Here is a 19,721-nt window from a genome sequence, read left to right as displayed (position 1 = left end):
TTTTCCCCCTCACCCTAGCCCTCTCCCCAAAGGGGCGAGGGAACTAATTGTGCCCGTGTTCTCTCCCTCTCCCTGTGGGAGAGGGTCGTGGTGAGGGAGTTTAGTTTACTTCGTGAACAACGCCTTATCTCGCAGGATATGGTCGTTGCCGCGACGGCGGGTAAAGCCGATGCGGTCAAAATATTCCAGAATCTGGATAGCCAGCTTGCGCCCGACGTTGAGGGTGTCGCGAAAATCCGCCGCACTGGTGGAGCCGTGAATCGGATCCCGATCGCGGATCATGCTGGCGAAAGCGACAATCCGATCGTTACGGTAATAACGATCTTTGACGATCGCCGTAATCATCCCCTGCTGTGCGGCCTGGCGTAATACCCCGCGCATCACCTGCTCATCCGCACCCGTTTCCCGCGCCAGGTCACGCACCCACCAGGGTTCATCGCCAAAGAGCGCATTGACACGCTGCCAGATGGCGGCTTGCTCAGGCGTAAATCCGGCTTTGTGATCCGGCAAGTGCAGCCAGCCGTGATGGCTCTGAATGTCGCCACTCTCCCGCATATGCTCAATGAGGGTAAGCACCAGCGCTTCATCTTCCATCGGCAGCGCCATGCGCCGCAGACGTTCACGACCGGGGCCAGGTTCGTCCGCATGCTGCGCGTGGTAGGTGGTGAGCGTCGTCAGCAGTTTACGCTGCCAGCTTGCCGCCACTGGCGCATTGAGCAGATTATCCCCTGCGCGAATAAAGCCCGGTTCATTCAGTAACGCCTCAAGCCCGGTTTCATTCAACTGCCGCGCCCAGGCAAAAGCCGGAAGGTTGACCGCCCCGCGTTGCAAATGCACCGCCAGCGCGTCGGCATCACTCTGGGTTGCCGACAGCGCGCCAATCCATTGCTGGTACTCCGGTTTACGCTTGCCACGACGTGGCGGGTGTAGCGTCACTACGCGGGCACCTGCCAGGGTTTCACGGGCCGAAATGTCACGCAGCACCAGACGGTCGTTGTCTGCCAGCCACAGCGGCGTATCGAACACCAGCTCCGCCAGATGGTTATCGAGAAGCGAAACGCGCCCGGTAATATGGCTGGCCGCATGGTGAATATGCAGCGGCTGCCATTGCGTCAGCGGCGAGTGGGTTTGCAGCGCGACAATAACGCGTTCAGAAGGCTCTGGCGGTTGCGACGAAAGCAGCCAGTCGCCACGGGTCAGATCCTCTTTCTGCGCGTCCCCGGCAATGTTCAGGGCAATACGCTGCCCGGCGTGTGCATGATCAACCGGTTGATTCTGGGCATGCAGGCCGCGCACGCGCATCGGTTTACTCGCCCCGGTCAGCCAGAGGGTATCCCCGACACGTACCTCGCCCGAGAGCGCTGTCCCCGTCACCACCAGACCCGCCCCTTTCACGGTAAAGGCACGATCCAGCGCGAGACGAAAACGTTGATGCTGAGGATGGGCGCGGGTGGGCAGTTGCAGAAGATGTGCGCGTAGTTCGTCGATACCGCGTGACTCGGTGGCTGCCGTCACAAAGAGGGCGGCCTCCTGCCAGCCAAATTCACGCAGCGTGTGATGGACTTCATCACGCACCGCATCGACACGGGCGTCATCCACGCGGTCGGCTTTGGTCAGAGCCACCGTCAGCGCAGGGTTGCCGGTCAATTGCAGAATGGCAAGATGCTCGCGCGTTTGTGCCATAACGCCGTCATCGCAGGCCACCACCAGCAGCGCATGATCGATGCCGCCAACACCTGCCAGCATATTGGAAAGAAATTTCTCATGGCCAGGCACGTCGATAAAACCCGGCACGCTGCCGTCCGGCTGTGGCCAGTAGGCATAGCCCAGGTCGATGGTCATCCCGCGCGCTTTTTCTTCCGGCAGCCGGTCGGCATTCACGCCCGTGATGGCCTGCAATAAGGTGGTTTTGCCGTGGTCAACGTGTCCGGCGGTGGCAATAATCATTTCAGCAGCATCTCCAGAAAACGGGGTTCATCCTCAAGGCAGCGTAAATCCAGCCATAGGCGTCCATCATAAATGCGGCCAATTACAGGCTGTTCCACGCCCCGCCAGGCAGTGGCAAGCGCCTCCAGTCGACGCCCACTGCCATCAACAGGCGTGAAGGTGAGCGCCGCACTCGGCAGGCGATCGACGGGCAATGAACCACTGCCAATCTGCGAGAGGCAGCTTTCTACGCGCAGAATAAAATCTTCATAACGTCCTGTAAGCGCCGCCAGCAATCGCTGCGCCTGCTGGCTTATCTCTTCCTGCGAGCGGGTGAGTACACGTAGCGTCGGCAGGCTTTCGCGCAGCTTTTCCGGGTGCAGATAGAGGCGCAGCGTGGCATCCAGCGCGGCGAGGGTCATTTTGTCAGCCCGCAGCGCACGTTTAAGTGGGTGAGATTGCAGTTTCTCAATCAGCGCTTTCTTGCCGACAATAATCCCCGCCTGCGGGCCACCAAGCAGTTTATCACCGGAGAAACTCACCAGGCTCACGCCTGCGACAATCAGCTCCTGCACCAGCGGCTCTTTCGGCAGTCCGTACTGGCTCAAGTCAACCAGCGAGCCGCTGCCTAAATCGGCAATCACCGGTACATTCAACTCTTCGCCAAGGGAAACCAGGTCGGCTTCTTCTACGGTTTTGGTAAAGCCTTCAATGTGATAGTTGCTGGTATGAACCTTCATCAGCAGCGCGGTATTGTCATTCACCGCCTGACGGTAATCTTTGGCATGGGTGCGGTTGGTGGTTCCCACTTCCTGTAATACGCAGCCTGCCTGACGCATCACATCGGGGATGCGGAAAGCGCCGCCAATTTCCACCAGTTCGCCGCGGGACACCACCACCTCTTTGCCGCTCGCCGTCGCAGCAAGCATCAACAAGACCGCCGCGGCGTTGTTATTCACGATGCAGGCATCTTCGGCCCCCGTCAGACGGCAAAGCAGCTCCGCAACGGCACGGTCGCGATGACCACGTCCGGCATCATCCAGCGAATATTCCAGGGTCACCGGGGAGCGCATCGCCTGGGTGACGGCATCAATGGCAGACTGCGCCTGAAGCGCACGTCCGAGGTTGGTGTGCAACACCGTACCCGTCAGGTTGAAAACCGGACGTAATGCACTGGCACTTTCGCCAACCAGACGCTGGTGCGCCGTCTGCGCCCAGCTCTCGCACCAGCCAGGCAGTTGCAGCGTCTGGCGAACCGACTCACGCGCCTCTTCCTGCATTTGACGCAGCACGTCAGCGACCTGAGTGTGGCCAAAGGCGGTCATTAAAGGGGAGAACGCCGCATCACGTAACAGGCGATCGGTAGAAGGTATCTGGCTGTAAAGCGACTGGATTTCCGTTGTCATGAATTGGCCTGGCTGAGGTTTGCCCCTCCCGCCTGGAGGGGAATCGACGTGAGGGAATTGTAGCGCGAGTTGAGTCAGGCTGACATAACGGGCATCAAGCCTTCGGCGGTTCGGTGCGGGCGAAGCTCTCACGCTGGAACAGGTTTTCGACCAGTTTGACCAGCAGCGGCCTGTCGACACACCAGCCCGGGGAGACGTGGCGGAAGTTAAGATAGCCAATGGCGCAGGCAATGGAGATGGTCGCCAGATCCAGCGCATCCACACTTAACGTGCCGTCTTTGAGGTAGTTTTCGAGCGTGTCGAGACCATGGCTTATCTTCTCACGTTGACGCGTGAGCTCGGTTTCCGACTGTTGCGCTGTCGGGCGCGCAATTTCCCGCACTGAGACCAGGGCGGCATCCATGATGCCGTCGGCCAGGGCTTCAATCTGACGCATCTTCAGCGCCGCTTTCGGCTCTTTGGGCAACATGGTCGGGGCGATATCCAGCAAATCAATGTATTCCGCAATAATCGGTGAGTCGTACCAGACGTCACCGTCATCCGTGACCAACGCCGGGACTTTACCCAACGGGTTGTACTGCATCACATTGTTAATGGCGTTGTACGGCTGCTCATTCACAAACTCAAAGGTGATGCCTTTTTCCAACAGGATGATAGAAATTTTGCGTACAAACGGGCTGGTATAGCTACCAATCAGTTTCATTGCCTTCTCCTTGTCGCCGACCACAAAGCCTTAAGTATGTACTAAGGCGAGAAAATCTGACGTCAGCCGTTTCATAAATGTGAAAACTTAGCTGGCTATGTTGAGCCACGCGTCGTGTGTTACGCATGAAGTGAAAGAGAATTACAGGTCGCGATGTTAACAAAAACCAGACTTTGCGACCGATCACACTCAGAAAACTCCTGGCGAAAATATCTTGTGATACAGATCACAAATGAATAACAAATACGCCACCAAAATTTGTGATTAAAGTCACATTAACAAGGGGTAAGCGCTGTTTTTTTGCACTTTGTTCTTTTTCTACACAATAATTTTGTGACGAATATCACGTTAAAGCACGGTACACCCCCCGCTTTAACGTGATCAAAGTCACATTAATGGGCGTCATCTGGACAGTTGGCTGATTCGGTGCGAGATTTCGCATCACAGAACACGGGTCCGGCTACCTCTGCCGCCACGTTAACAACAAAACCTCGGGCTTCCGGCCTGTGCGATAGCAAACATAAGAAGGGGTGTTTTATGTCATCCGATATCAAGATCAAGGTGCAAAGCTTTGGTCGCTTCCTCAGCAACATGGTAATGCCAAATATCGGCGCGTTTATCGCGTGGGGTATCATTACCGCATTATTTATTCCAACAGGGTGGTTACCGAACGAAACACTGGCGAAACTCGTCGGCCCAATGATTACCTTCTTACTGCCACTGCTCATCGGTTTCACCGGTGGTCGTCTGGTGGGTGGCGATCGTGGTGGTGTGGTCGGTGCTATCACAACAATGGGTGTGATCGTCGGTGCAGATATGCCGATGTTCCTCGGCGCGATGATTGCCGGTCCTCTGGGCGGTCTGTGCATCAAGAAATTTGACGCCGCGGTAGACGGTAAGATCAAATCCGGTTTCGAAATGCTGGTGAATAACTTCTCCGCTGGCATCATCGGTATGATCCTGGCGCTGCTGGCGTTTAAAGGTATCGGCCCTGCTGTTGAAGTGCTGTCCAAAGGCCTCGCCGCTGGCGTTAACTTCATGGTTGTGCACGACATGCTGCCGCTGGCGTCCATCTTTGTTGAACCGGCGAAAATCCTGTTCCTCAACAACGCCATTAACCACGGTATCTTCTCGCCGCTGGGTATTCAGCAGTCTCACGATCTTGGCAAGTCTATCTTCTTCCTGATTGAAGCCAACCCCGGTCCGGGTATGGGCGTCCTGATGGCGTACATGTTCTTCGGTCGTGGTAGTGCACGTCAGTCTGCTGGCGGCGCGGCAATCATCCACTTCCTGGGCGGTATCCACGAAATTTATTTCCCGTACGTGCTGATGAACCCACGTCTGCTGATCGCGGTAATCCTCGGCGGTATGACTGGCGTGTTCACCCTGAGCGTGCTGAATGGCGGTCTGGTTTCTCCTGCTTCCCCGGGTTCTATCCTGGCCGTGCTGGCGATGACGCCGAAGGGTGCTTACTTTGCTAATATCGTGGCTATCTTCGCGGCAATGGCAGTCTCCTTCGTTATCTCCGCGATTCTGCTGAAAACCAGCAAAGTCAAAGAAGAAGATGACCTGGAAGCGGCAAACCTTCGTATGCAGGAAATGAAAGCCCAGTCTAAAGGTGCCACTGCACTGACCGCGGGTGATGTGACCAACGACCTGAGCCACGTACGTAAAATCATCGTTGCCTGTGACGCCGGTATGGGCTCCAGCGCAATGGGGGCAGGTGTACTGCGTAAGAAAGTCCAGGATGCGGGTCTGACCAACATCTCCGTGACCAACAGCGCGATCAACAGCCTGCCATCTGATGTTGACCTGGTGATTACTCACCGTGACCTGACCGAACGTGCGATGCGCCAGGTACCACAGGCACAGCACATTTCGCTGACCAACTTCCTGGACAGTGGTCTGTACACCAACCTGACTGAACGCCTGGTCGCGGCACAGCGCCACGCGGACAACAGCGTAAAGGTTCAGACCAGCTTGCAGGATAGCTTTGATGCTGGCGATAGCAACCTGTTCAAGCTGGGCGCAGAAAACGTGTTCCTGGGCCGTACCGCCAGCAACAAAGAAGAAGCAATTCGCTTCGCCGGTGAGCAACTGGTGAAAGGTGGCTACGTTCAACCTGAGTACGTTGAAGCGATGCTGGAACGCGAAAAACTGACCCCGACCTACCTGGGTGAGTCTATCGCTGTCCCACACGGTACCGTTGAAGCAAAAGACCGCGTGCTGAAAACGGGCGTCGTGTTCTGCCAGTACCCACAAGGCGTACTGTTCGGTGAAGAACCGGAAGATGTTGCCCGTCTGGTTATCGGTATCGCAGCACGTAACAACGAGCACATTCAGGTTATCACCAGCCTGACCAACGCGCTGGATGACGAAACCGTCATTGAGCGTCTGGCCAACACCACCAGCGTAGAAGAAGTACTGGCGCTGTTGAAGGCATAATGTTCGAATTGTCCGCTGAAAAATTCGGGCGGCGGGAAGGCAGGTAACAACATTCATCCCGGTCACTGTTCAAAGCGACCGGGATACATGAAGAAACCAACCCACCTGCCGCCCGAACCAACAGGCGGACCGACCTCTCCCTCTGGGGAGAGGGTTCGGGTGAGGAGAAACTCGTGCGGTTCCTCACCCCAGCCCTCTCGGGTAAAAACATTGATGAAGGTTAACACTATGAAAGCATTGCATTTTGGCGCAGGTAATATCGGACGTGGTTTCATCGGCAAACTGCTGGCGGACGCGGGGATTGAACTGACATTCGCCGATGTGAATCAGGTGGTTCTCGACGCCCTTAATGCCCGTCATAGCTATCAGGTTCATGTGGTTGGCGAAAACGAGCAGGTAGACACTGTCTCCGGTGTCAGCGCCGTTAGCAGCATCGGTGATGAGGTCGTTGACCTGATTGCGACCGTTGATCTGGTTACCACTGCCGTCGGCCCGGTTGTGCTTGAGCGCATCGCGCCGGCCATCGCGAAAGGCCTGGCAAAACGTAAAGCGCAGGGACTCGACACCCCGCTGAACATCATCGCCTGTGAAAACATGGTGCGCGGCACCACCCAATTGAAAGGCCACGTCTTCAACGCGCTGGCTGAAGAAGACAAAGCCTGGGTTGAAGCCCATGTCGGTTTTGTCGACTCTGCCGTTGACCGTATTGTTCCGCCGTCTGAATCCGCGACTAACGACCCACTGGAAGTCACCGTTGAAACCTTCAGCGAGTGGATTGTCGACAAAACCCAGTTCAAAGGCGCACTGCCGAACATCCCGGGTATGGAATTAACCGATAACCTGATGGCGTTTGTTGAGCGTAAGCTCTTCACGTTAAACACCGGGCATGCTATAACCGCGTACCTTGGTCAACAGACGGGTCATCAGACCATTCGCGACGCTATCCTGGACGAGAACATCCGTGCGGTAGTGAAGGGCGCAATGGAAGAGAGTGGCGCGGTGCTGATCAAGCGCTATGGCTTCGATGCTGAGAAACACGCCGCGTATATTGAAAAAATCCTCGGTCGTTTTGAAAACCCATACCTGAAAGATGATGTTGAGCGCGTTGGCCGTCAGCCACTGCGCAAACTGAGCGCAGGCGATCGTCTGATCAAGCCGCTGCTCGGCACGCTGGAATATTCCACTGCCCACACCAATCTGGTTAAGGGTATCGCCGCGGCGATGCATTACCGTAGCGAACAGGACCCGCAGGCGCTGGAACTGGCGGCACTGATTGCAGAAAAAGGCCCGCAGGGCGCACTGGTACAGATCTCCGGTCTGGATGCCAACAGCGCAGTGGTGGCTGAAGCCGTCGACGCTTACAACGCAAAGGCATGATGCCGAATTTGGCGCGGGACATCCCGCGCCTGTTAACAAGATTGTCAGATATGCAGGCAATAATGGAACTAACACAGGCTTTCGAAAACCGTGTGCTCGAGCGTCTGAATGCTGGCAAAACCGTACGAAGCTTTTTGATTGCCGCCGTAGAGTTACTTACCGAGGCGGTGAATATTCTGGTGCTTCAGGTCTTCCGCAAAGACGACTATGCAGTGAAATACGCTGTAGAGCCGTTGCTTGACGGAGACGGACCGCTGGGCAATCTCTCTGTGCGCTTAAAGTTGATCTACGGACTTGGTGTGCTCAGCAGACCGGAATACGAAGACGCGGAGCTGTTGATGGCACTGCGCGAAGAACTCAACCATGACGGCACCGAATACGGATTTACCGATGATGAAATCCTCGGCCCTTTTGGTGAGCTGAACTGCGTTTCTGCCCTCCCCCCCGTACCGCTTTTTGATACCAGCGACCCGGATCTGTATGCGATGCAAAAACAGCGCTACCAGCAGGTTGTCCGTTCAACCATGGTGCTCTCGCTGACCGAGCTGATTTCCAAAATCAGCTTGAAAAAGGCGTTTCAGAAGTAAGCCTGCGCACATTCGTGTATCCTTTGTCATTATCTCTCCCGTTTTCTGAGTCAAAAGCCATGAAAGAAGTCGAAAAGAACGAAATTAAACGCCTGAGCGACCGCCTGGACCTCATTCGCCACCAGCAAGCCGCGCTCTCTCTGGTGGAATCCGCTGAGAAATATGCTGAGCTGGAAAAAGAAAAAGAGACTATCGAAACGGAAATCGAGCGTCTGCGCGGCCAGTACAGCCAGAAGCTCAGCAAAGAGGCACAAAAGCTGGTGAACATGCCGTTCAAACGCGCCATCACCAAGAAAGAGCAGGCCGATCTCGGCAAGCTGAAGAAAAGCGTGCGTGGCATTGTGGTTGTGCACCCGATGACCGCCCTGGGCCGCGAAATGGGCCTGAAAGAGATGACGGGTTTTTCGAAGACCGATTTCTGATCTCGCTTCCCCCTTCTTAACCGAAGGGGGTTTCCCCCTCCCGAGTGGTACTACCATTACGCACATTAATGCGTGTCGCTTCACACCCCGCAAAATCACACAAAATTAACATTGCCATTACAAAGCAGCCAATTAACCTTGTGCTCATGGCGTTGTACTGTCGCTAACTGGCAGTACCACTTTCCCTCCCGGATTTGACTGACACGGAGCAGACCATGACCGCGACGGCTGAACGGCTTTCTGAGGATGTTGCCCGGCGTATCAGAACCCTTATTCGTGAAAAAGGCCTCGAGGCGGGTATGCGTTTGCCCTCGGAGCGACAACTGGCATTGCAGCTTGGCATCTCGCGCAACTCTCTGCGGGAGGCGATAGCCAAACTCATTAGCGAGGGCGTGTTGCTGAGCCGCCACGGCGGTGGCACCTTTGTGCGCTGGCAGCATGAAGCCTGGTCAGAACAGAGCATTGTGCAGCCGCTTAAGACGCTGCTGGAAGATGACCCGGATTACAGCTTCGACATTCTGGAAGCCCGCCATGCGATTGAAGGCAGCACCGCCTGGCATGCGGCCTTACGGGCCACACCCATTGAGAAAGAGAAAATCCGCCTCTGCTTTGAGGCCACACTTGTCGCTGACCCGGACTTAGCCTCCCAGGCTGATGTGCGTTTTCATCTCTCCATTGCCGAGGCGTCGCACAATATCGTCCTGCTACAGACCATGCGCGGTTTTTTCGATCTGCTGCAAAGCTCGGTCAAGCAAAGCCGCCAGCGCATGTACCAGGTTCCCCCCGTCTTTACCCAATTAACCGGGCAGCACCGGGAAATTATGGATGCCATTTTTGCCGGTGACGCTCAGCACGCACGCGACGCAATGATGGCTCACCTGGGTTTTGTCCATACCACGATTCGTCAGTTTGATGAAGACCAGGCGCGCAGCGCGCGCATTACTCGCCTGCCCGATGAACGGCATACGCTTCCCTTTGGAGACTCAGCATGATCATTTCTGCCGCCAGCGACTACCGCGCTGCCGCCCAACGCATTCTGCCCCCCTTCCTGTTCCATTACATCGACGGTGGCGCTTACGCAGAGTACACGCTGCGTCGAAACGTGGAGGATTTGGGTCAGGTTGCCCTGCGCCAGCGGGTGCTGAAGAACATGTCAGCGCTGAGCACGGAAACCACGCTGTTTAACGAGAAGCTCTCTATGCCGGTGGCGCTGGCGCCGGTGGGGCTTTGCGGCATGTATGCGCGTCGCGGTGAAGTGCAGGCGGCTGGAGCAGCAGATGACAAAGGGATCCCCTTTACCCTATCAACCGTTTCGGTCTGCCCGATTGAAGAAGTGGCCCCTACCCTCAAACGCCCGATGTGGTTCCAGCTTTACGTCCTGCGCGATCGCGGATTTATGCGTAATGCGCTGGAGCGCGCTAAAGCGGCGGGCTGTTCCACGCTGGTTTTCACCGTCGATATGCCGACACCAGGGGCGCGTTATCGCGATGCGCACTCCGGCATGAGTGGACAGCACGCCGTACTCAAACGCTACTGGCAGGCCGTGACGCATCCGCAATGGACCTGGGATGTGGGTGTGAATGGCAGGCCGCACGATTTAGGCAATATCTCAACCTACTTAGGTAAACCCACCGGACTTGAGGATTATATCGGCTGGCTGGGCACCAATTTTGATCCGTCGATTTCGTGGAAAGACCTCGAGTGGATCCGGGAATTTTGGGATGGCCCGATGGTGATCAAGGGGATCCTCGATCCCGAAGATGCGCGGGATGCGGTGCGCTTTGGTGCCGATGGCATTGTCGTCTCTAACCACGGCGGTCGCCAGCTTGACGGTGTGCTCTCTTCCGCTCGCGCACTGCCTGCCATTGCCGATGCAGTGAAAGGCGATATCGCCATTCTGGCGGATAGCGGCATTCGTAACGGGCTGGACGTGGTGCGCATGATTGCGCTCGGTGCAGACACGGTGCTGTTGGGTCGTGCGTATCTTTATGCACTGGCTACACATGGCCGTGCCGGAGTGGCTAACCTGCTGAACCTGATTGAGAAAGAGATGCGCGTGGCGATGACGCTGACCGGGGCGAAGTCGATTAGCGAGATCAGCAAAGATTCGCTGGTGCAGGAGCTGGGTAAGATTCCGGCGGCACTGGCACCGTTAGCGCAGGGGGATGCGGCTTAAGTCAGAGCGGCCTGATGCCCTCACCCCGGCCCTCTCCCACCGGGAGAGGGAGAAAAAAGCGCCCAATCCCACACTGGGCACGCACCAGGAGAAAGCTGGGGTGAGGGTCTGGGAAAATTCTGCTATCCTGCCCCCGCTATTAAGGGGGCAGCATGCTAAACATCGTTTTATTCGAACCAGAAATTCCACCCAATACCGGCAATATCATCCGCTTATGCGCGAATACCGGCTTCAGTTTGCACATCATTGAGCCTATGGGTTTTACCTGGGATGATAAGCGCCTGCGCCGTGCTGGCCTCGATTACCACGAATTCACCGCCGTGAAGCGTCATCACGATTATGCGGCCTTTATTGAGTCTGAAAAGCCTGAGCGTATGTTCGCGCTCACCACCAAAGGTACGCCTGCGCACAGCGCCGTGAGCTATCAGGACGGGGATTTTCTGATGTTTGGCCCGGAAACTCGCGGCTTGCCTGCGACCATTCTGGACGCGCTGCCGCCAGAGCAAAAAATTCGTATTCCGATGATGCCGGACAGCCGCAGCATGAACCTGTCGAATGCGGTGTCGGTAGTGGTGTATGAAGCCTGGCGCCAGTTGGGTTATCCTGGCGCAGTGCTCAGAAGTTAAATGCCATCACCATATTCAAACCCGTGATTGGCCCCATTAAAATGCTGGTCCATATCCATCGCGGGTTTGTCTGACTCTGGCTTACCGACGATACGTGCCGGTACTCCTGCGGCGGTGGTGTGCGGTGGCACGGGCTGCAAGACCACGGAACCGGCACCGATTTTCGCGCCACGCCCCACTTCGATATTGCCGAGAATTTTTGCGCCTGCACCAATCATCACGCCTTCGCGGATTTTCGGGTGACGATCGCCGCTGGTTTTGCCGGTACCGCCGAGCGTCACGGACTGCAGAATCGACACGTCATCTTCAATCACCGCCGTTTCACCCACCACAATGCCCGTCGCGTGGTCGAGCATAATGCCACGGCCAATTTTTGCTGCCGGGTGGATATCCACCTGGAAGGTCACCGAGACCTGGTTTTGCAGGAAAATGGCCAGTGCGCGGCGTCCTTCGTTCCACAGCCAGTGGCCGATGCGATAGGACTGAAGCGCATGAAAACCTTTCAGGTAGAGCAGCGGCGTGGAGTATTTGTCCACCGCCGGGTCACGGGTGCGCACGGCCTGAATATCGCAGGCTGCGGAGGCAATCATCTCCGGATCAGCCGCATAGGCCTCTTCCACCACTTCGCGAATGGCAATGGCGGGCATGATCGATGACGACAGCTTGTTCGCCAGCATATAGCTCAGCGCACTGCCCAGATTTTCATGCTTGAGTAAGGTTGCGTGGTAAAAACTGGCCAGCATAGGCTCGCAGTCCGCCAGCGCACGGGCTTCGGCTTTAATATTGTTCCAGACCAGATCCAGTTCTTCACACGGCATTGCTTACTCCAGACGTAATAAGACGACCGGCCAGTCTATGCTGGCCGTGTCGTGAGGTAACGTAGTTCCCTGCGACTAGTGGCTGCTGCGCTCGTCCTTGCGAGCACGACCTAATAGGGTCAATGCTGCCTCGCGCGCATTTTTTCCGCAATACAATACCTGATAAATTTCCTCGGTGATGGGCATTTCCACCCCAAACCGATGCGCCAGTGCGCGAACTTCTTTGGTATTGCGGTAGCCTTCAACCACCTGACCAATCTGGTCCTGAGCGGTTTGAACGTCTGCGCCCTGACCCAGTGCCATGCCGAAACGGCGGTTACGTGACTGGTTGTCAGTACAGGTCAGCACCAAATCCCCTAAACCCGCCATACCCATAAAGGTGGCAGGATCGGCACCTAATGCTGCCCCCAGGCGAGACATTTCGGTCAGCCCACGGGTAATGAGCGCCGTTCGGGCGTTAGCACCAAAGCCAATGCCGTCAGACATACCCGCACCGATGGCAATCACGTTTTTCACCGCGCCGCCCAGCTGAACACCGATAAAATCAGGGTTACTGTAGACACGGAAACTTTTGCCGCAGTGCAGAAGCTGCTGGAGATCGTCGGCAAACACCGGGTCAGTCGACGCCAGTGAAATCGCCGTCGGCAAACCTGCGGCCAGCTCTTTGGCAAAGGTCGGCCCGGAAATGACCGCCAACGGGATGTCGTCACCTAGCACTTCACGCGCGACATCCTGCAACAGACGACCCGTTTCCGCCTCCAGCCCTTTGGTAGCCCAGACGATACGCGCGTCGCTGCGCATCAGCGGCTTGATCTGTTGCAGCACGACGCCAAACACATGGCTTGGCACCACAACGAGAATATTGCGGCTGGCAGCAAGGGCAGAGGCAAGATCGCTTTCCAGTTCGAGCGTATCGGGGAAAGGCACATCAGGCAGGAAGGCAGCATTGCAGCGGTCATGCTGCAACGTTGCGATATGTTTTGGATCATGGCCCCACAGAATAACCGGGTGGCCATTTCTCGCCAGGGTGATGGCAAGAGCGGTGCCGTAAGAGCCGGCACCGATAACAGTCATTTCAGCATTGCGTGCGTTCATCAGGCATCCTGATGTTGTTCGGCACCTTCGCCAGCTTGCTGCTGCAGATAGTTCATGAACAGCGCATCAAAGTTGACCGGCGCAAGGTTCAGTTGCGGGAAAGTACCGCGGGAAACCAGGCTGGTGATGCACTCGCGCGCGTACGGGAACAGAATGTTCGGGCAGTACGCACCCAGGCAATGAGCCATTTGATTACCTTCAATGCCTTCGATGGAGAAGATGCCGCCCTGCTGTACTTCACACAGGAATGCGTTTTCTTCACCCAGCACCGCAGTAACGGTAACACGCAGTACCACTTCGTAAACGCCTTCAGCCAACTGCGTGGACGCCGTGTCCAGGTCCAGTTTTACTTCCGGCTGCCAGTCTTTCTGAAACACGTGCGGAGCATTCGGTGCTTCAAAAGAGATATCTTTAGTGTAGATGCGTTGAATCTGGAAAGTCATTTCTGCGTTGTTTTGTTCTGACATGTCTAAAAACCCTTGAGTGTTGTCCTTGAATACGCTTTTTTCAGGTTGCCGCCGTGTTAGCTCACGCGGCCACAACCTGTATTTTTGATATACGCATTAACGCAAGAGGGGATCAAGCCCACCACGCGCGTCCAGCGCATACAAATCATCACAGCCACCGATGTGCTGCGCATCAATAAAAATCTGGGGTACCGTCGTGCGGCCACTACGTTGAATCATCTCTTCGCGTTTTACCGCGTCACCGTCGATAGGTAACTCTTCGAACGTGACGCCTTTGCTGCCCAGCAGCGCTTTTGCGCGATGGCAGAACGGGCAAGTTGCTTTGGTATAGATCTCAATATTGGCCATGACTGTTCCTCTGAATATTACTTACCGCGCACCAGCGGGAGATTCTCACCGCTCCAGCCAGCCACGCCTTCTTTCAGCACAAATACCTGCTCGAAACCTGCTTTGATTAACTCATTCGCAGGAACCTGAGCCTGCATGCCCGTACCGTCAACGACGATAACCGGCTTGCTTTTGAATTTCTCAAGCTCACCTACATTATTGGACTTGATATCGTTTGGCAGCAAATTCACTGAACCGGCGATATGACCTTTACGGAAATCGTCACGCTGACGCAAGTCCACAATAACGGCATCTTCTTTGTTAATCAGACGGGTGGCTTCACCGCGGGTGATCACTTTCACTTTCGATGCAAAACCTTTGAACGAAGTGAACAGTACGGCCCCGAGTAACGCAATCCAGGCGAGACAAAGTACGGGGTGGCGACTAACAAACTGCATAATTTCTTGCATGGGGGGTAACAACTCCCGAATCAGTGATTAAAAACCAGGAAAGGAGTATACCTGTGCGGTGTAGCAAATACAGCCAGCGAGCGTGATGGATTGCATTTTATGCGGACTGTTGCCGAAAAAAATCATCACAACGGCGTAATCATTGCCTCGCGCTACCGTTTTCTTTGATCTTCTGCGGCTATTTTATCGATTCAGCTGTAGTAAAATTACACAAATTTTTTTGTCTTTGAGCATGAGGTTGTCGCAATGTCGGTTTCTAAAAAACCTATGGTACTGGTGATTCTGGATGGCTACGGCTACCGTGAAGACCAGCAGGATAACGCTATTTTCAGCGCTAAAACCCCGGTCATGGATGCATTATGGGCGAAACGCCCGCACACGCTGGTTGACGCTTCTGGCCTGGAAGTCGGTCTGCCGGATCGCCAGATGGGTAACTCCGAAGTGGGCCACGTTAACCTGGGCGCGGGCCGTATCGTGTATCAGGATCTGACCCGCCTGGATGTTGAAATTAAAGAACGTACTTTCTTCAGCAACCCGGTACTGAGCGGTGCAGTTGATAAAGCCGTAGCTGCAGGCAAAGCCGTGCACATCATGGGCCTGCTCTCCGCCGGTGGCGTTCACAGCCATGAGGATCATATTCTCGCGATGGTGGAACTGGCTGCGGAACGTGGCGCAGAAAAAATCTACCTGCACGCCTTCCTGGATGGCCGTGATACCCCGCCTCGCAGCGCTGAATCTTCTCTGAAACGCTTTGAAGACAAATTTGCTGAGCTCGGCAAAGGCCGTGTTGCTTCTATCATTGGTCGCTACTTTGCTATGGACCGCGACAACCGTTGGGATCGCGTTGAACAAGCTTATGACCTGATGACGCTGGCGAAAGGCGAGTTCACTACCGCTACCGCTGTTGAAGGTCTGCAAAAAGCCTATGTCCGTGACGAAAACGACGAATTCGTGAAAGCGACCGTTATTCGTGCTGAAGGCCAGGCTGACGCGGCAATGGAAGACGGTGATACGCTGATTTTCATGAACTTCCGTGCTGACCGCGCGCGCGAAATCACCCGTGCATTCGTTAACGCCGACTTTGACGGCTTTGCCCGTAAGAAAGTGGTTAAGCTGGGCGAGTTCGTCATGCTGAGCGAATATGCAGCCGACATCAAAGCGGCCTGCGCCTACCCGCCTTCTTCCCTGACCAATACTTACGGTGAATGGATGGCGAAGAATGACAAAACGCAGCTGCGTATTTCCGAAACCGAGAAATATGCGCACGTGACCTTCTTCTTCAACGGCGGCGTGGAAGAGTCTTTCCCGGGCGAAGATCGCATTCTGATCAACTCTCCGAAAGTTGCCACCTACGACCTGCAGCCGGAAATGAGTTCTGCTGAGCTGACCGAGAAACTGGTCGGTGCCATCACCGGTGGCAAATACGACACCATCATCTGCAACTACCCGAATGGCGACATGGTCGGCCATACCGGCGTGATGGAAGCAGCAATCAAAGCGGTTGAAGCGCTGGATCACTGCGTTGAGCAGGTTGCTAAAGCCGTTGAATCCGTTGGCGGCCAACTGCTGATCACCGCAGACCACGGTAACGCTGAGCAGATGCGTGACCCGGCAACCGGTCAGGCGCACACCGCCCACACCAACCTGCCGGTACCGCTGATTTACGTCGGCGACAAAGCTGTGAAAGCCGTTGAAGGTGGCAAACTTTCTGACATCGCCCCAACCATGCTGACCCTGATGGGCATGGAAATCCCGCACGAGATGACTGGTAAGCCGCTGTTCATCGTGGAATAATCGCTCCCCATGAGGGGAAAGGCGATTAATTTAGTGAAATGGGGTGCAGTTCGGCCTCTGATTTACGCCAGCGCATTGAGCGCTGGCGTATTGTTGTGCGCCTTACCTGCCCACGCGGATGACCGCGATCAGTTAAAATCCATTCAGGCAGACATTGCCGCCAAAGAGCGCGATGTTCGCCAGCAACAGCAGCAGCGTTCCGCCCTGCTTGCCCAGCTCAAACAGCAGGAAGTGGCTATTTCAGCCGCCGCCCGCGAACTGCGGGAAACGCAAAACTCCCTTGCCCAGCTCAACAAACAAATCGACGCGATGAATGCGTCCATTGCAAAGCTGGAAAAGCAGAAAGCCGCGCAGGAACGTAACCTCGCCGCTCAGCTTGATGCCGCCTTTCGCCAGGGCGAACATACCGGCATTCAGCTGATTCTGAGTGGCGAAGAGAGCCAGCGCGGACAGCGTCTGCAGGCCTACTTCGGCTATCTCAACCAGTCGCGGCAGGAAACCATCGGGCAGCTGAAACAGACCCGTGAAGAGGTTGCCTCCCAAAAGGCTGAGCTGGAAGAGAAACAGAGCCAGCAGCAAACCCTGTTGTATGAACAAAAAGCCCAACAGGCAAAGCTTGAGCAGGCCCGTAACGAACGTAAGAAAACCCTCTCTGGCCTTGAATCCTCTATCCAGGCAGGCCAACAGCAGTTGGGCGAATTGCGTGCGAACGAATCCCGTCTGCGCGATCGCCTGGCACGTGCAGAAGCGGCTGCCAAAGCGCGTGCTGACCGTGAGGCCCGCGAAGCACAAGCGGTGCGCGATAAGCAGCAGGATGCCTCACGCAAAGGCTCGACCTACAAACCGACCGAAAATGAACGTTCACTGATGTCACGTACCGGCGGGCTCGGCTCGCCATCCGGTCAGGCTTTCTGGCCTGTGCGTGGCCCAATCCTCCATCGTTATGGCGAACAGCTACAAGGTGAGCTACGTTGGAAAGGGATTGTTATCGGTGCGTCTGAAGGCAGCGAAGTCAAAGCGGTGGCTGACGGGCGTGTGATCCTTGCCGACTGGTTACAGGGCTATGGCCTTGTAGTGGTAGTCGAGCACGGAAAAGGGGACATGAGCCTCTACGGATATAACCAGAGTGCGCTGGTCAGCGTTGGCACTCAGGTTCGCGCCGGTCAACCGATAGCACTCGTCGGGAGCAGTGGCGGTCAGGGTCGGCCTTCACTCTATTTCGAAATTCGCCGCCAGGGTCAGGCGGTCAATCCACAGCCGTGGTTGGGAAGATAAGTTTTGCTTCAATTTCGTCGTATTTTTGTTGTCGCGGTCAGCCTGCTGACCTGTTCTGCATCGGCGTTTGCCGGAAAACTCGCCATCGTAATTGATGATTTTGGCTACCGTCCTCAGACCGAGAATCAGGTTCTGGCGATGCCTGCCACCCTGTCTGTTGCGGTATTACCCAATGCTCCCCACGCGCGTGAAATGGCGACCAAAGCCCATAACGCCGGGCATGAAGTGCTTATTCACCTGCCTATGGCGCCGTTAAGTAAACAGCCGCTGGAAAAGGACACTCTGCGCCCGGAGATGAGCAGCGCGGAAATTGAACGCATCATCAGCGACGCAGTGAGCAAAGTACCCTATGCCACAGGTCTGAATAACCATATGGGCAGCGCCATGACCTCCAGCCTGTTTGGCATGCAGAAAGTAATGCAGGCGCTGGAACGCTACGATCTCTATTTTCTTGACAGCATGACCATCGGTAACAGCCAGGCGATGCGCGCAGCGAGCGGCACTGGCGTCAAAGTCATTAAACGCAAAGTGTTCCTCGACGACACGCAGAATGAAGGGGATATCCGTATCCAGTTCAATCGGGCTGTCGAACTGGCGCGCCGCAGCGGTTCGGCTATTGCGATTGGTCACCCACACCCCTCAACGGTGCGCGTTCTCCAGCAAATGATTTATAACCTGCCTGCCGACATCACCCTGGTCCGTGCCGGAAGCTTGCTGAACGAACCACAGGTCGATACCTCCACGCCAAACCAGACGCACCCGGGTAACCCGGTAACACCCCGTAACCCCTTCCGCGGTGTCAAACTGTGCATGACTAAACACGCGCCGGAACCGGTTTATGCAGGCCATTTCTTTGCAGTGGTGAAAGAGAGTGTCAGCGAAAGCACCCTGGTGAAGTACTTCTCACAGCAATGGCAAGGATGGGGTAAACCGCGCCCTTAAACGGCGCGGGAGTTTTTCTTTTCTTCAACAACCCTGGTTTTACCTTCAGCATGTGAATACCAGGATTTGAAATATTTAAGAAAACTATAAAGCGTGGCATATAAACCGGTCACAACACCGACTTTTCCGGTACGCCACGCCCCGCTAAACAAATACCATTTAAAAAAAGCCCCCACCGCGCTGATTATTCCACGGCCTATAGATGGCCTGACATGTTGATATTTCACCAGGCGGGTCGTGTAACTGTTTAATTTACTGAAGACTTCATGCAATGAATAAAAAGTATCGTGACGAACATGGCCCGGTATTTTTGAGGATTGCAGAAATCCTTCAACTTTATCATCCACCGGACGATCGTTAAAACGTGCCGTCTTGCGATGATATAAACGCACCGGAAAATCAGGTGAAGAGATAGGGTATATCGTGCGGATCTCTTCACCTAAAACATACCAGTGCCGGGGCAAACGCCAGGCCTGATTGGGCGAAGGCTCCTTCCCTGCTTTCAATTGTAGGATGAAATTAAGCGCCTGCTCATCGAGAATTTCATCACTGTCCATACATAGCACCCAGTCATAAGCCGCAAGGCTTGTGGCGTGGTTCATTTGTGCACCATGCATAGAATAAGGGTGATGATGAACCGTCAGACCATATTCCCGGCAAATATCCAGCGTCGCATCCGTACTGCCAGAATCAAGCACTACAAAATCATCCGCTACCACTAATAGTGGCGGAAGCACTTCCCGTAACAAACGGGCTGAATTACAGGTGAGCAGGCACACCGAGAGTTTGAACATAATTATCCGTAATTAAAAGTTAAACCAATCGTCAACAAACTTTATGTTCTAACGACAGTTTGCGTTACGGA

The 19,721-nt window shown here is 55.3% G+C and carries 19 protein-coding genes; 10 read left to right on the top strand and 9 right to left on the bottom strand.

The window, feature by feature from the left end; genetic code table 11:
- Nucleotides 1–105 precede the first annotated feature (105 nt).
- The 3 genes from selB to AC5JPW_RS01085 all read right to left on the bottom strand — a co-directional run bounded on the left by selB (nucleotide 106) and on the right by AC5JPW_RS01085 (nucleotide 4,035).
- Complete coding sequence (gene selB / locus AC5JPW_RS01095) at nucleotides 106–1,947, bottom strand: selenocysteine-specific translation elongation factor (protein ID WP_494237796.1); 1,842 nt, start codon at nucleotides 1,945–1,947, stop codon at nucleotides 106–108.
- Nucleotides 1,944–3,332, bottom strand: coding sequence for an L-seryl-tRNA(Sec) selenium transferase (selA, locus tag AC5JPW_RS01090; RefSeq protein ID WP_494237795.1), 1,389 nt, complete (start codon nucleotides 3,330–3,332; stop codon nucleotides 1,944–1,946). The genes selB and selA overlap by 4 nt, the downstream gene beginning before the upstream one ends.
- Nucleotides 3,333–3,426: 94 nt before the next feature.
- Nucleotides 3,427–4,035 (bottom strand): glutathione S-transferase, encoded by a 609-nt coding sequence (locus AC5JPW_RS01085; RefSeq protein WP_494237794.1) that lies wholly within the window; start codon nucleotides 4,033–4,035, stop codon nucleotides 3,427–3,429.
- A gap of 537 nt (nucleotides 4,036–4,572) precedes the next feature.
- Here AC5JPW_RS01085 and AC5JPW_RS01080 point away from each other — a divergent pair.
- The 7 genes from AC5JPW_RS01080 to trmL all read left to right on the top strand — a co-directional run bounded on the left by AC5JPW_RS01080 (nucleotide 4,573) and on the right by trmL (nucleotide 11,668).
- Nucleotides 4,573–6,480 carry a PTS mannitol transporter subunit IICBA gene (locus AC5JPW_RS01080; protein ID WP_494237793.1) on the top strand — a complete coding sequence of 636 codons (1,908 nt, stop codon included), beginning with the start codon at nucleotides 4,573–4,575 and terminating at the stop codon, nucleotides 6,478–6,480.
- 228 nt (nucleotides 6,481–6,708) lie between these two features.
- Nucleotides 6,709–7,857: a mannitol-1-phosphate 5-dehydrogenase gene (gene mtlD, locus AC5JPW_RS01075; RefSeq protein WP_494237792.1), complete on the top strand. Its 1,149-nt coding sequence runs from the start codon at nucleotides 6,709–6,711 to the stop codon at nucleotides 7,855–7,857.
- A complete protein-coding gene (gene mtlR / locus AC5JPW_RS01070; protein ID WP_485889801.1) occupies nucleotides 7,857–8,444 on the top strand; it encodes a mannitol operon repressor MtlR in 588 nt (195 codons plus the stop codon). Before mtlD ends, mtlR begins: the two co-directional genes overlap by 1 nt.
- A gap of 59 nt (nucleotides 8,445–8,503) precedes the next feature.
- Entirely contained in the window at nucleotides 8,504–8,866 is a 363-nt protein-coding gene (locus AC5JPW_RS01065; RefSeq protein WP_494237791.1) for a YibL family ribosome-associated protein, read from the top strand.
- Between the two features lie 215 nt (nucleotides 8,867–9,081).
- Nucleotides 9,082–9,858, top strand: coding sequence for a transcriptional regulator LldR (lldR, locus tag AC5JPW_RS01060; protein WP_494237790.1), 777 nt, complete (start codon nucleotides 9,082–9,084; stop codon nucleotides 9,856–9,858).
- Nucleotides 9,855–11,042, top strand: coding sequence for an FMN-dependent L-lactate dehydrogenase LldD (gene lldD / locus AC5JPW_RS01055; protein ID WP_494237789.1), 1,188 nt, complete (start codon nucleotides 9,855–9,857; stop codon nucleotides 11,040–11,042). Before lldR ends, lldD begins: the two co-directional genes overlap by 4 nt.
- 152 nt (nucleotides 11,043–11,194) lie before the next feature.
- Entirely contained in the window at nucleotides 11,195–11,668 is a 474-nt protein-coding gene (gene trmL, locus AC5JPW_RS01050; RefSeq protein ID WP_494237788.1) for a tRNA (uridine(34)/cytosine(34)/5-carboxymethylaminomethyluridine(34)-2'-O)-methyltransferase TrmL, read from the top strand.
- Here trmL and cysE read toward each other — a convergent pair.
- The 5 genes from cysE to AC5JPW_RS01025 all read right to left on the bottom strand — a co-directional run bounded on the left by cysE (nucleotide 11,665) and on the right by AC5JPW_RS01025 (nucleotide 14,845).
- On the bottom strand, nucleotides 11,665–12,486 hold the full coding sequence (gene cysE / locus AC5JPW_RS01045) for a serine O-acetyltransferase (RefSeq protein WP_494237786.1): 822 nt from the start codon (nucleotides 12,484–12,486) through the stop codon (nucleotides 11,665–11,667). The two genes, trmL and cysE, sit on opposite strands and share 4 nt — an antisense overlap.
- A gap of 75 nt (nucleotides 12,487–12,561) precedes the next feature.
- Nucleotides 12,562–13,581 carry an NAD(P)H-dependent glycerol-3-phosphate dehydrogenase gene (gpsA, locus tag AC5JPW_RS01040; protein WP_494237784.1) on the bottom strand — a complete coding sequence of 340 codons (1,020 nt, stop codon included), beginning with the start codon at nucleotides 13,579–13,581 and terminating at the stop codon, nucleotides 12,562–12,564.
- Entirely contained in the window at nucleotides 13,581–14,048 is a 468-nt protein-coding gene (gene secB, locus AC5JPW_RS01035; protein ID WP_494237783.1) for a protein-export chaperone SecB, read from the bottom strand. The genes gpsA and secB overlap by 1 nt, the downstream gene beginning before the upstream one ends.
- Before the next feature lie 96 nt (nucleotides 14,049–14,144).
- Nucleotides 14,145–14,396, bottom strand: coding sequence for a glutaredoxin 3 (gene grxC / locus AC5JPW_RS01030; protein WP_494237782.1), 252 nt, complete (start codon nucleotides 14,394–14,396; stop codon nucleotides 14,145–14,147).
- 17 nt (nucleotides 14,397–14,413) lie between these two features.
- A complete protein-coding gene (locus tag AC5JPW_RS01025; protein WP_494237781.1) occupies nucleotides 14,414–14,845 on the bottom strand; it encodes a rhodanese-like domain-containing protein in 432 nt (143 codons plus the stop codon).
- Nucleotides 14,846–15,091: 246 nt separating this feature from the next.
- Between AC5JPW_RS01025 and gpmM the strand changes: the two genes are divergently transcribed.
- From gpmM to AC5JPW_RS01010, 3 genes are read left to right on the top strand one after another with little or no spacing between them, the layout of a single operon-like run.
- Nucleotides 15,092–16,639, top strand: a complete 1,548-nt coding sequence (gene gpmM, locus AC5JPW_RS01020) for a 2,3-bisphosphoglycerate-independent phosphoglycerate mutase (RefSeq protein ID WP_494237780.1) — start codon at nucleotides 15,092–15,094, stop codon at nucleotides 16,637–16,639.
- 9 nt (nucleotides 16,640–16,648) lie between these two features.
- On the top strand, nucleotides 16,649–17,914 hold the full coding sequence (gene envC, locus AC5JPW_RS01015; RefSeq protein ID WP_494237779.1) for a murein hydrolase activator EnvC: 1,266 nt from the start codon (nucleotides 16,649–16,651) through the stop codon (nucleotides 17,912–17,914).
- Between the two features lie 3 nt (nucleotides 17,915–17,917).
- A complete protein-coding gene (locus AC5JPW_RS01010; protein WP_494237777.1) occupies nucleotides 17,918–18,856 on the top strand; it encodes a divergent polysaccharide deacetylase family protein in 939 nt (312 codons plus the stop codon).
- Here the strand turns inward: AC5JPW_RS01010 and AC5JPW_RS01005 are convergent.
- Nucleotides 18,853–19,650: a glycosyltransferase family 2 protein gene (locus AC5JPW_RS01005; protein ID WP_494237776.1), complete on the bottom strand. Its 798-nt coding sequence runs from the start codon at nucleotides 19,648–19,650 to the stop codon at nucleotides 18,853–18,855. The genes AC5JPW_RS01010 and AC5JPW_RS01005 overlap by 4 nt on opposite strands.
- Nucleotides 19,651–19,721: the final 71 nt, after the last annotated feature.

The sequence above is a fragment of the Phytobacter sp. genome, assembly GCF_059074235.1.
The sequence above is the reverse complement of the archived record's forward strand: the minus strand, read 5'-3'. Positions and strand labels throughout refer to the sequence as shown.

Excerpts from the sequence above, each read along its gene's own strand:
- selB (WP_494237796.1), bottom strand. The coding sequence starts at position 1,947 with ATGATTATTGCCACCGCCGGACACGTTGACCACGGCAAAACCACCTTA.
- selA (WP_494237795.1), bottom strand. The coding sequence starts at position 3,332 with ATGACAACGGAAATCCAGTCGCTTTACAGCCAGATACCTTCTACCGAT.
- AC5JPW_RS01085 (WP_494237794.1), bottom strand. The coding sequence starts at position 4,035 with ATGAAACTGATTGGTAGCTATACCAGCCCGTTTGTACGCAAAATTTCT.
- AC5JPW_RS01080 (WP_494237793.1), top strand. The coding sequence starts at position 4,573 with ATGTCATCCGATATCAAGATCAAGGTGCAAAGCTTTGGTCGCTTCCTC.
- mtlD (WP_494237792.1), top strand. The coding sequence starts at position 6,709 with ATGAAAGCATTGCATTTTGGCGCAGGTAATATCGGACGTGGTTTCATC.
- mtlR (WP_485889801.1), top strand. The coding sequence starts at position 7,857 with ATGCCGAATTTGGCGCGGGACATCCCGCGCCTGTTAACAAGATTGTCA.
- AC5JPW_RS01065 (WP_494237791.1), top strand. The coding sequence starts at position 8,504 with ATGAAAGAAGTCGAAAAGAACGAAATTAAACGCCTGAGCGACCGCCTG.
- lldR (WP_494237790.1), top strand. The coding sequence starts at position 9,082 with ATGACCGCGACGGCTGAACGGCTTTCTGAGGATGTTGCCCGGCGTATC.
- lldD (WP_494237789.1), top strand. The coding sequence starts at position 9,855 with ATGATCATTTCTGCCGCCAGCGACTACCGCGCTGCCGCCCAACGCATT.
- trmL (WP_494237788.1), top strand. The coding sequence starts at position 11,195 with ATGCTAAACATCGTTTTATTCGAACCAGAAATTCCACCCAATACCGGC.
- cysE (WP_494237786.1), bottom strand. The coding sequence starts at position 12,486 with ATGCCGTGTGAAGAACTGGATCTGGTCTGGAACAATATTAAAGCCGAA.
- gpsA (WP_494237784.1), bottom strand. The coding sequence starts at position 13,581 with ATGAACGCACGCAATGCTGAAATGACTGTTATCGGTGCCGGCTCTTAC.
- secB (WP_494237783.1), bottom strand. The coding sequence starts at position 14,048 with ATGTCAGAACAAAACAACGCAGAAATGACTTTCCAGATTCAACGCATC.
- grxC (WP_494237782.1), bottom strand. The coding sequence starts at position 14,396 with ATGGCCAATATTGAGATCTATACCAAAGCAACTTGCCCGTTCTGCCAT.
- AC5JPW_RS01025 (WP_494237781.1), bottom strand. The coding sequence starts at position 14,845 with ATGCAAGAAATTATGCAGTTTGTTAGTCGCCACCCCGTACTTTGTCTC.
- gpmM (WP_494237780.1), top strand. The coding sequence starts at position 15,092 with ATGTCGGTTTCTAAAAAACCTATGGTACTGGTGATTCTGGATGGCTAC.
- envC (WP_494237779.1), top strand. The coding sequence starts at position 16,649 with ATGAGGGGAAAGGCGATTAATTTAGTGAAATGGGGTGCAGTTCGGCCT.
- AC5JPW_RS01005 (WP_494237776.1), bottom strand. The coding sequence starts at position 19,650 with ATGTTCAAACTCTCGGTGTGCCTGCTCACCTGTAATTCAGCCCGTTTG.